Genomic DNA, 11,479 nt, shown 5'->3' on the forward strand with positions numbered 1-11,479 from the left:
CTTGATTAAAATTTAACATTTAAGTTCAAACCGAAAGTCCTCGCAGGAGGCATTCCTCCCAACTCCAAGCCAGGGAATGTTGCATTATAACTTGACTCTGGATCGATATTGTCGGTTTTCCGCATTAGGATGAATAAGTTACGGGCAACGAAACTTACATTCAATCCATTAATCCTATTGTTGAACATTTTAGCAGGAAAACTATATCCAAAAGTCAACTGTCTGAACTTGATGAAACTAGCATCATTGACAAAACGGTGGGAAGTATTATTGGCCGTATTTTCATAAAATTTTGGTGCTGTATTGCCTAATTCTTCACGTCTCTCCAAAGTCGCTTGGTGCAGACCTTTGATATAGCCATAATAATCGGTAGCAGAGAACAACTTACCTCCAAACTTGCCGTCAATTAAGAATCCTAAATTGAAATTTTTGTAACTAAAATCGTTATTCCATCCAGCAAACCACTTATTGTAAGCAGAACCATAACTTTTCAATTCACCACGATCAGGAGAACCGTCTGCCAAGGTTACAATATTACCATTATCATCGTATTTGAAATCATAAGCCATAATCTGTCCCAAGGCTTCACCTGGAATATTTTTTAAGAAACCTACACCAGAACGTGAAGTAGCTATCAGTTGCTCAGGAACCCCATCTGCCAAAGACAATACTTTATTCTCATTATAAGTCATATTCAAGGAAGAAGTCCAGTTAAAGTTTTCCTTTTTAATAAGCACCCCTGTAAGCAAGGCTTCGATACCTTTATTTTGTATAGAGCCCGAGTTAAGGATTGCCCCATCATACCCAACTGTGTTCGAAGTAGTAACGGATGTAATCTCATCATCTGAACGTTTCTTATACCATGTCAAATCCAAATTCAAACGATCATTAAAGAAACGTAAATCAGTACCGATCTCTAATTCAGAAGCTTTCGAAGCTTTTAACTGTGAATTAGGAATCGAAGTATTCGTAATTTCACCTAACGGTTTTCCGTTTAATGATTGACTTAACAGACGATAGGTCAAAGCTGTCTGATAAGGATTGGTAGCTTGACCTACCACAGCATAACCTGCACGTAGTTTACCAAAACTCAAAGCCGAACTGTTCAAAAATTCCGTAAAGACAAATGAACCACTGATAGAAGGATAAACTACATTCAATTTATTGTTCAATCCTGGTGTAGCCAAAGTTGAGAACCAATCAGAACGTGCACTACCTGTTAAATATAGGATGTCACGATAAGCAAATTCTAAAGTACCATAAACTGATTGGGTTTCCTGTTCAGTCTCCATATAGCCCACCGATTTATTAGCCAATCCAGTGATAGTGTGTACTCCAGGCACCAAAAAATCCGTACCTTGATTAACGGTCAAATCCGTTTTGGTATTCCGATAGCTTGCTCCAAGATTTGGCGTGAAGGTGATATCATCACTTGCCACAAATGATTTACCAATCAGTACATCTGCATTGATATCGGAGAACTTCATCTGCTGAGATACCATGTTATTGGGTGCATTATAAGCAAGACCTTCTGGGAAGATACTTATATAACTATTTGTGTAATAATCCTGCCCTGCACGTCCTTGTACAAATAGGCCATTATCAAATGTATAACGAGCCGACAATGAACTGATTAAACGATTCCTATTGGTATTGTTTTGAATTTCATATGCAGCAAACCATGGGTTAGTATCCCATGCATTACCAGTATTATACGGAATTTCCTTTCCATCTTCTGTTTTCCAAGGCTTCAAATCACGCACATCCACACTTGTGGGCAAGAATACGGTATTGTAGTTTGCACTTCCTGCTCCGTCCGACAACATAGGACGGTTTTTAGCTTTTTCAATGATGTAATTTGTACGTGCATCGATAGACAATCTTTTAATTGGTTCAAAAGTTCCCACTAAACTGAACGATTGTCTATCTAAGCCTGAATTAGGCATAATGGACTTGTTAGACAAATCACTTACCGAAAAACGAAGGGCTCCTCCTTCAAAGGATTTGTTTAAGGCTAAAGAATTTGTCCAAGTATGGCCACTTTCATAGAAGTTTTTGATATTATCTTTCTGTGCGACATATGGTCTTGAAACACCATCAAACTGTGGTACACTACTACCATCCAATTTTGCTCCCCAACTAGATCCTCCTACTTGTGCAGCGGCTCTCCCATCCTCAGGTTTCTGACCGTTTACCCCTTGGCCATATACATATTGCCAATCCGTACGATCCATGACCTGTTCAACAACATAGTTACTACTGAAGTCAATACCAGTTCCTTTACCAGATTTGGTAGTAATCAAAATTACCCCTGCCTTAGCTCTAGAACCATATAATGCTGATGCAGCGGCACCCTTTAGCACTGAAATACTTTCAATATCATCCGGATTTAAGTTACCTATTGCATCCCCAAAATCTGGAGCATTATCCCACTGGCTTCCCGAATTCCCGTTTGGATTAGTATTCCCAAATCCTACAGGAGCATTCTCCATAGGTACTCCATTGATTACATATAAAGGTTGATTGGTTTGACTCAGGCTGGATGCACCGCGGATAACTACGCTAGTTGCAGAACCGACACCACCCGAAGTAGAGGTAACATCCAAGCCCGCAACTTTCCCCACCAAGGCATTAGCCACATTGTTTTCACGTGCTTGAGTTAAGGTCTCTCCGTTAATCTGCGTCACCGAATAACCCAATGTACGACGTTCCCGAGTTACTCCCAATGCAGTAACCACAACTTCGTTTAACATTTGATCATCCGCGGTCAAAGCAATCGTTAATGATCCTGAATTTTGTATTGTTACTTCTTTGGAAAGATATCCTGTATAGGACACAACCAATACAGTTCCCACAGGCACATCAATATCAAACTGTCCGTTGATGTCCGTTGCCTTGGCGACATTTGACCCTTTCACACGTACAGTAGCTCCAGATAATGGGTTTTGATTGACATCCGTTACAGTTCCTTTCACCTGAAGATTCTGTTGTTCACTGATAATCACAAGCCCTTTATCTGACACAGAGTATTGAAGACCTGTACGACGAAAAAGCTTCGGTAGCAAATCAACAACACGCTCGTTTTCAACACTTAAAGAAAGTTCTTTGTGTAGATTTTTATTAGTAGAACTATACACAAAGTAATAGTCACTACTTTCCTCTATCAGTTTTAGTATCCTACTCAACTTGGTCTTTTGGACATCCAAAGACACTTTTTGTTGGGAATACACATTTGCCGTTGCTGCGTTCAGAAAGGCAAATACAATCATAATTAGGGTTAGTTTCATCCGAATAATGAATCTAAAGTGCATACAATAATACGAATGCACTTGCATTAAGCCATTTTTAATCATATTTTAGTACTTGGTAAAGTTTACAATTAGGCAGTGATTCGATTGCAAGCGTACAACTGCCGATTTTAATTAATCTTTGTCAAGGGGTGGTGCGCTAACACCATCCCTTATTATTTTTCATAAATCGTCACATTTTTTCCATCTCTTATAAATTTAAAGGGTTTAACTTCTTGTAAAGCTTGTAAGACTTGTTCTATATTCTCTTGGTTAAAGGTAGCAGTGAAACGATAGTCCTGAATTTTATCACCTTCTAAGGTAATGTCAATATCATACCAGCGCTCTAAGACTTTCTTTAAGGATTGAAAATCCTGATCTACCATTTCCAGACGGTTCTCTTTCCAAGCTATATCGGTTAGTGGTTCTACTTCAGTAGGTTCATCAACTTCTTGTATGGCGATTTCTTTGACTGCAACCTTAGGTAACGGTTTACCCAGTTTCTTATCTATCGCTATCAACGATTTATCTTCTTTATACAAAGTCACCTTTTGATTGGGCTTTATGACAATAGAATTCTCATTCACTCCTTTGCTCTTCATCTCTATAAGCCCTTCTACCAAAAGTGCTTCTGAAAACAATTCGTCTGGATAAGATTTAATGTTAAAGGTCGTACCTAAAACACGGATATCGAAATCGTTTGTATGCACAACAAAAGGTTTTTCTTTATCTTTTTCAACTTCGAAGTACGCCTCTCCCACCAAATGAACATGACGATCGTCATGATTAAAGGCTTGTTCTACTTCAAGTTTACTGGCAGAATTTAGCGTCACTTTAGTGCCATCGGACAGTTCAAACTCTTTCTTTTCCCCTTTTTGTGTTTCATAGGTTGTCACCAACGAAGACATCTCTCTATCAACGACCTCAGGAGTCACACCTTCTCGGGAATACCAAAGATAGGCACCTCCTAAGGCTATAAATATAGCGGCAATCTTTGCCCAACGGCCAAGCCTAAAGACTGGGGTCTTGACTTCCTCCAGTTCTGTTTTAGCCATTATTTCCTTAAAGGCTTTTAGTTGTTCGTTCAGGGGTTTTTTATTTCCTGAAAGGATATGGAAAAGCCTTTTGGCTTGAGCGATAGTTTCTTCTTGTTCGGGATTGGCAATGCGATATTTCTCCCAATAGGCAATACATTGATCATTCTCCCCTGAACAATACTCTTGAAACGTATTGTCCACCAAGAAGTCTTCAATATTGTTGTACTCTGTAAGTCTCATTTTTAAGGCTTTTACTCTATAGTGCCTAAAAAACAAACGATTGCCTAAGCAAAAAGGCAAAAAAAACACAACAAACTGTTATACAGATGATTAAAATTCTTTTAATTCTTCACGGAGTACCTTCAAGGCATCGTATAAAGTGTTATAGGCAGTTTTGACTGTCATACCAGTTTGTTCGGCAATTTTCTCATAGGTCATCCCTTCAAAAAATTTAAGATGCACCAATTGTTTCTGTCGAAAAGACAATTTTTCCAATGCTTCTTTCAAACGCAATTGGATAATTTCATTGGTCTGTACACGTATAATAAAATCCTCATAAGGCATTTCAAACCATTCGTCTTCAGCCTTTACATTCTGAAGGGCTTTATTGATTTTCTGTTGCTTCTCGATCAAACGAAGAATTCTTCTTTTTAAAAAGGTAATAAGATACGACTGCACATTATCTACCCTATCTAAGCTCGTCCGTTTCTCCCAAAGCGTTACAAAAATTTGATCTGTGGCTTCGGTTGACAAATCGGTGTCCCCACAAGTACGAATACCAAAGTTTACCAACTCATTGTATAATGCTGCATAAAGATCAAAGAAAGCATCTTCATCACCTGCGCGAATCCGCTCCCATAACATCCTATAACGCAACGTCCCTTTCATTCGTGTAGAATTTGTATTTTAAAGTTTTCAGGAAAAAGCTGTATCGGTTGAATACTAAGCTTTTATAAAGATTATCAAAATAGTCAGGTAACGATTTGGTAACGGTGCTTATTGCTTTGCCTTTCAATATGTTTCCGTTAGCTCGTAGCAAATATACAAAATTTAATAAATTATGATATAGCGTTTTGTTTTTCATCTATTTGAGCAATGATGTCTTTGAGAATTTATAAGGAATTTCCTGAACATTTACATGACTCAAAATTCAATTTTAGTTCTCTAACATTCCCCATCCACTCATCATAATAGCCAATGCCTTAAACCCCCAATTGATATCATCTTGTGTATAAACCGGACTAGTGGTTCTGTTGGTTAAATCGTGTGCTGTAAGTTTAATTTCTTTAATTTCCTTTGGCTTCATTACCAATGTTGGGGTTTCATTATTCAAATAATAAACATCTAAACGTAAAATCCCCTGATCTTCTTCTAAATAAAACGGATGTGCAAAATTAATAACGTTATTAAACAATGGCGAAGTATAGATAACTAATTTTTGTAATTGCATTGGTGCATTTTCATCTTTTATTTTTGGGGTATAAACAACTACATCGCATTCATAACCTAAAATAGTTTGTTTGTCGTTTTTTATTTCCCTATTAAACTGACTAAAATCTACATCGTTCATTGCTCCAGAACCTCTATTTCCAGAAGGTTTGTAAGATGAATATATTTTTTTATCCTGTTCGGTAATTTTATCGGTTTGTGCCAAAGTTTCCAAATAAATACTAGCCTTGTCTTGAGATTTATTATAATAATTATCCATTGTCCATCCAAAACCGCGAACTTTCCCTAATACTTCATCATTTTTAATATTATAGGTACATTCAGCAATATTTAAAGTCATAGCCCAAGCTGCTAACGGATTTTGATTTCCGATAGTAGCAATCAAATCAATAATTTCTTTTGTATCGGCATCATTGGCTACTAATTTTTCATATTGTTCTTTTACGTTAGCTTTAGAGAAATCTATCTTTCCTATAAGTTTCCCTAAATCAATGTCGTTACTAAAAATTCCCATTTCAACAGAACCTTCTGTAAACGGTGTGTTAATTATTTCATTGTTGCTATCTGGTAATTTGTTTTCGTCTGAAGAATTGCAACTAAACAAAATAAATACGGACAATAAACTGCTTATAATATTTTTTTTCATTCTTGTTTTATTAAAAAAGCTGTTTCTTGAAAAAAGAGAAACAGCTTTTTATTATTAATTAACTTTTACTAATTCCACTCTGCGGTTTTTCGCTTTATTTTCGTCTGAGTCGTTGCCAACTAAAGGCTTTTCAGAACCAAAACCTTTTGCAGTTAATCTAGCTTTATCAATTCCGCCTGTGATTAAAGCATTCATCACCGAATTTGCACGATCATTCGATAATTTTTTGTTATGAACAGCATTTCCTGTATTATCAGTATGCCCTTCGATCGAAATGTTTAAGTTTTTATCTTTTTGAAGTGCTTCTGCAATTTGTGTGACCACTTCTTTTCCTTCAGCCGTTATATTAGACTTATCCACATCGAAATTGATGTATAAAATCGACTTCCCTTTTTCAGTCAAATCCTTCGCAATATCATCTGCAGTAACTTTGGTTATGGTTTGTTTAAAGGCTTCTTCCTGTACAATATTTAAATTTCCTCCTGCATTATTAGATGTGAACTGGATATAAATATTTCCTTTTTCTTTACTTCGAATAACAAAAAACTTGATGTTTTGATTCCAATAGCCCATGTCTCCAGAACCACCTTTATTAGGGTCTTGTTTGTTATAACGTTCGTATTCTTCTTTGGTGATTTCACCATCAAAAACTTTAACCGCTCCAACAGATAGCAAATAATCTTCCATACTTTTTTCAAAATATCTTTGCGAATATTCTTCACCACGAACTGCACCAACATTGGCTTTATATAATTTACCTTCAAAAGGAGTCATGACACCATTGATCGGGAAGAAACAAACATCAAATTTACTTTCTATAGCACCTTTGTGAGCTTCTAATCCTTCAGGAAGATTGATAAAAGGGAAATCGCCAATATCGGCAGTAGAAAACGCAATGTTTTCAATATTGAATTCAGCCGAAGAATTTGCCTCTTCTATTTTAACTTCATTTGCTTCTGTGGAATCTGCTGTGCCTTCCTGCTGTTTTACCGTTTGATTACAAGATACCATCAAAGCTGATAATCCAAAAATAAGAGCTGTTTTTTTCATTTTGATATTTTTTTTGACAGGCCATCGTCATTAAACCTGTCATCTTTCTATATTAAATTCTTTTTTATTTATACAAAAGTCTTTTGTTTTTTAACTGTTAGAACAACTCCTAAAATCATAAAAGTCAAGAATGCTGGATAAAGAGTAAAAAAAACAGCGTGAGTTGAGATCAGTGATAGACTTAATGCTAAAAACATGTGTAGGCAGGCGGTTACAATCATTCCTACTGTTCCGATGGTAAAAAATGGATGAAATTTTTTCATAGTTTTATATTTTTTTGAAAGGCTAAAGATAAATATTCTACTTATTAAAAAAGCATTTAATCTATTGTTTTACACCTTCAAAATCAAACCAAACATCTGTTGCGGATTGCTCAGTTGTAATAACATTAATGTTTTTATTAGAACCATAATAATGAAAAATACCTTCTAAACTACCTGTTAAAGAAACAATATCTTGAGTATTTGCACCAAAAAAGGCACCTGTTTCTACCGTAAAGGTTTTTGGAGTTACAAAAGAGTACTCCTCACCTTCTTTTGCAGCAACTTTTAATTTATTACTTCCTTCTTTAGTAACGATAACAATAGCATCGAACCATTCATATACACCATTTGTATCACTTGTATATAACTTCCCTTTGTACGTTCCCACAGCAGCATCGATAGATCCTTGTGCTGGTTGTTCGTAATCATCGTCGTCACTGCTACAACTTGTAGCGACTGTTCCAAATGTCAATGCGGCTAATATGCCTAAAAACGCAATTTTTGTGTTTACTTTTTTCATAATGATTTTATTTTAACGTGAGATACAAAGGTCTTCAAAACGAGAAATCGGGGCAATCATTGAAAACCTTGATTTTATTTCTAATGGTTTACCATGGTTTTTTCGCAAGGGTAAAAAAGCAACACTTTTTATTTGGATATTTGTAATTTAATCACAAACCGATGTTCAGAAATATTTTATCTATACTATTTGTTTTTTTATATATTAATACATTACAGGCACAGCAACTTGTTCCTTTAGACGAAATAAAGTATGTAACACAAATCAAGAGTAAAATTGAAAACGATGTAAATGACAGTGTTCGTTTACATAATTATTTGTTGTTTTCCGAATATTGGTCTCAAACGGATAGTTTAAAAAGCAGGCAGGCACTAAATACAGTCTTGTCCTTCAAAAAAAAGATTTTACCCGAAGGTATCTTAGATTATTATCAAGGTGTTTTTTATTCACATCAAGGTAATAAAACCAATGCTCTAAAACATTATGAAAATGCAATAAATTGTTTAGAAAAAGATCCTAAAAATATTGACTTACTTATAAAATCATTATACAATCATGCTTACATACAAGTGGAAGACAAGGGATACGATTTTATGGTTAAGACACTCACGGAAAGATGTATTCCATTAAGCGAAAAAAGTAAAAACAAAAAACTTTTGGCGTACAGCTATACGCAATTGGGGTTAACTTTTATGTCGGTAGGACAGTTCGAAACAGCAGAAGAGTATCATAAAAAAGCGTTAGAACAACTTGATGAAATCCCAGAATTAAATACAATTCATCTGATAACGTATCTAAATCTGGTGAGTAACTATTGTTATAAACCAGATAGTAAGTCTGCTGAGATATATCTTAAAAAAGCAAAGAAACTTATCGATCACTATCCAAATTCGCAGCATTATTCAAATTATTACTATCAGGAAGCTATGTATTACACTACGGTTCAAGATTTTGAAAAAGCGTTAATGAGCTTAGATAAGGGTGTAAAATTAGCTAAAGAAAAAAAACAAGGCAAACTGTTGCACATGCTTTATTTTAGAATGTATAACGTTTATCTCATGCAGAAAGATTATCATAGAGCTAAGTTGCAGTTAGAGCATATCTTACAGGAAAATATTTTAAGTAGAGAAGATGTAAATCGCAAAATTACCTACACGCAACTGGCTGCTGTAAACGATGTGTTGGGAAATCACAAAGAAGCCTATGATTGGATGAAGAAATCGAGTGCTTTGAGTGATAGTTTACAACAGCAAAAATTATTGGAGAAGATGAACGAGCTTGAGATTGCACACCAAACTGCTGATAAAAAACAAACGATAGCTCAATTGAAACAAGAAAAAAAAGAAAATGAATTAATTACAAAAAATAAAAATCTACGGATTAGCATCTTAGGAATAGCTTTGGGCTTAAGCTTGATTATTACTTTTTTAATTTATCTTACCTATAAGAATCAAAAGAAATTAAACGCTCAAATCAGCATCAGTCACCAACAAGATCTTTTACATATTGAAAATGAACGAAAATACGAAGCAACAAAAGCTGTTTTGCAGGGCGAAGAACAAGAACGTCAACGAATAGCTCAGGATTTGCATGATAGCATGGGTGGAATGCTTGCGAATATTCGCATGTCAATCTCTCAAGAAAATCCTCAAAATTCGGGTGAGTTATTGCAAAAAATAGATAAATCTATTGTAGAAATGCGTCGTATTGCCAGAAATCTAATGCCTGAAACATTAAAAAACCTTGGATTAGAAATTGCACTGAAAGAACTTTGCGAATCTATGTCACAAAAACAATTTAATATTCAGTTTGAAGCTTTCGATGTATCAGACAACATCCCATTTAGAGTACAATTGTCATTATACCGCATTGTTCAGGAAAGCATCAGTAACGTTATCAAATACGCACAGGCAAACAATGTTATTGTTCAAATTAGTCAGCACCAAAATACAATAAACCTGACGATTGAAGACGACGGAATTGGTTTTGACAAATCTAAAGTAGATTATGGTTTAGGAATAAAAAATATTAAAAGCCGTACAGCCTTAATGAATGGAATAGTAGAAATTTTATCGGAAAAAGGAAAAGGAACCACCATAAATGTAGAATGCTATGTATAAAAATAATTGTTTGAATTTGGTAATAGTCGATGACCACCCGATGATTTTAGAAGGGTTGAAATCGTTATTACAACAGGCAGGTAAATATCAGCTATTTTCTTTTACAAAAGGATTGGCAGCACTAGATTTTATTCAAGAAAACACAGCACATATTATATTGTTAGATATTGTACTGAACGATGGAAGTGGTTTGGACTTTTGCAAAGCAATTAAACAAAAATCGCCTAAAACCATTGTCATTGGGATAAGTAATCAGGCAGAACGTAGCATTATATTTCGTTTTTTGGAAAACGGCGGAAACGGCTACATCTTAAAAAATGCAGATGCACATGAAATCATTCAATGTATTGATAACGCTATAAATGGAGGAGTTGCATTAAGCAAAGAAGTACAGGAAATTATGTTATCTGCTTCATCAAACAATTTTGAATTGCCAAGACTGACCAAGCGAGAACAGCAGGTCTTAGAATCAATTGCCAAAGGAAATACCTCTGCTGAAATTGCTGAAAAATTATTCATCTCAGTCATTACTGTAGAAACACATCGTAGAAATTTATTGCAAAAATTCAATGCTAAAAATATGATCGAATTGGTCAAAGTAGCCACGGAAAATAAGTTGATATGACGGACTGATACCGTTTATCAAACTCGAACGGAAAATCCTTTTCCGTGAAAGTGATATTCGCAAGGTGTTGGAAGATAACTATCAGCGTTAGCTGTTAAAAAAAGAATGCTTTGAAACTGTAACCGTATTTATCAATTTGGTAGTGTAAACTGAACTGTGTCACATCACTCCTTTTAGGGTTCGTGCTCAGAGGCTGAAAGCCTCGAGTGCGAACCCTAAAAGGAGTTGCCGAAGGCCTTAATTCTATCCCCAAATTTAATATGTAGTTGTTGCATTGTCAATCCCCAATTTCGAATAGGCATGGTCCATTTTTTTGAAATCTCCTTAACCGTGAGATAAACCAACTTCAAGAGTGCCTGATCAGAAGTAAATGCACCTTTCGTTTTGGTCACTTTTCTGATCTGACGGTGCATAGCCTCAATAGCATTTGTGGTATAAATAGCTCTGCGGATATCAGGCGAATACTCGAAGTAAGTAGAGAG

Annotated in this window: 10 protein-coding genes; 2 read left to right on the plus strand and 8 right to left on the minus strand. The window is 35.5% G+C overall.

Translation table 11 applies throughout. The features are described 5' to 3' along the window. Positions 1 to 5 precede the first annotated feature (5 nt). From BM375_RS04735 to BM375_RS04770, 7 genes are all read right to left on the minus strand, one after another. Entirely contained in the window at positions 6 to 3,287 is a 3,282-nt protein-coding gene (locus BM375_RS04735; RefSeq protein ID WP_244525821.1) for a SusC/RagA family TonB-linked outer membrane protein, read from the minus strand. Between the two features lie 176 nt (positions 3,288 to 3,463). Further along, complete coding sequence (locus BM375_RS04740) at positions 3,464 to 4,564, minus strand: FecR family protein (RefSeq protein ID WP_093364022.1); 1,101 nt, start codon at positions 4,562 to 4,564, stop codon at positions 3,464 to 3,466. A gap of 90 nt (positions 4,565 to 4,654) precedes the next feature. Beyond that, positions 4,655 to 5,212, minus strand: coding sequence for an RNA polymerase sigma factor (locus BM375_RS04745; RefSeq protein ID WP_093364024.1), 558 nt, complete (start codon positions 5,210 to 5,212; stop codon positions 4,655 to 4,657). A 268-nt stretch (positions 5,213 to 5,480) separates the two neighbouring features. Next, positions 5,481 to 6,419 carry a hypothetical protein gene (locus tag BM375_RS04755; protein WP_093364027.1) on the minus strand — a complete coding sequence of 313 codons (939 nt, stop codon included), beginning with the start codon at positions 6,417 to 6,419 and terminating at the stop codon, positions 5,481 to 5,483. 54 nt (positions 6,420 to 6,473) lie between these two features. Beyond that, entirely contained in the window at positions 6,474 to 7,469 is a 996-nt protein-coding gene (locus tag BM375_RS04760; RefSeq protein ID WP_093364028.1) for an OmpA family protein, read from the minus strand. Between the two features lie 68 nt (positions 7,470 to 7,537). After that, positions 7,538 to 7,732 (minus strand): hypothetical protein, encoded by a 195-nt coding sequence (locus tag BM375_RS04765; protein ID WP_093364030.1) that lies wholly within the window; start codon positions 7,730 to 7,732, stop codon positions 7,538 to 7,540. A 61-nt stretch (positions 7,733 to 7,793) separates the two neighbouring features. Continuing rightward, the gene (locus BM375_RS04770; RefSeq protein WP_093364031.1) at positions 7,794 to 8,252 is read right to left on the minus strand and encodes a hypothetical protein; all 459 of its coding nucleotides are present in this window, start codon (positions 8,250 to 8,252) and stop codon (positions 7,794 to 7,796) included. Positions 8,253 to 8,413: 161 nt separating this feature from the next. On the opposite strand from BM375_RS04770, the gene BM375_RS04775 reads away from it, so the two are divergent. Together BM375_RS04775 and BM375_RS04780 are read left to right on the plus strand one after the other, a co-directional pair. After that, positions 8,414 to 10,372, plus strand: coding sequence for a tetratricopeptide repeat-containing sensor histidine kinase (locus BM375_RS04775; protein ID WP_093364033.1), 1,959 nt, complete (start codon positions 8,414 to 8,416; stop codon positions 10,370 to 10,372). Positions 10,373 to 10,382: 10 nt separating this feature from the next. Further along, complete coding sequence (locus BM375_RS04780; protein WP_244525822.1) at positions 10,383 to 10,997, plus strand: response regulator; 615 nt, start codon at positions 10,383 to 10,385, stop codon at positions 10,995 to 10,997. 215 nt (positions 10,998 to 11,212) lie between these two features. Here BM375_RS04780 and BM375_RS04790 read toward each other — a convergent pair. After that, positions 11,213 to 11,479 (minus strand): transposase (locus tag BM375_RS04790; RefSeq protein ID WP_139227495.1); only part of this gene is annotated, 267 nt, incomplete at its 5' end.

Origin of the sequence: Sphingobacterium wenxiniae, assembly GCF_900116225.1 — a bacterium.
Classification (GTDB): Bacteria; Bacteroidota; Bacteroidia; order Sphingobacteriales; family Sphingobacteriaceae; genus Sphingobacterium; species Sphingobacterium wenxiniae.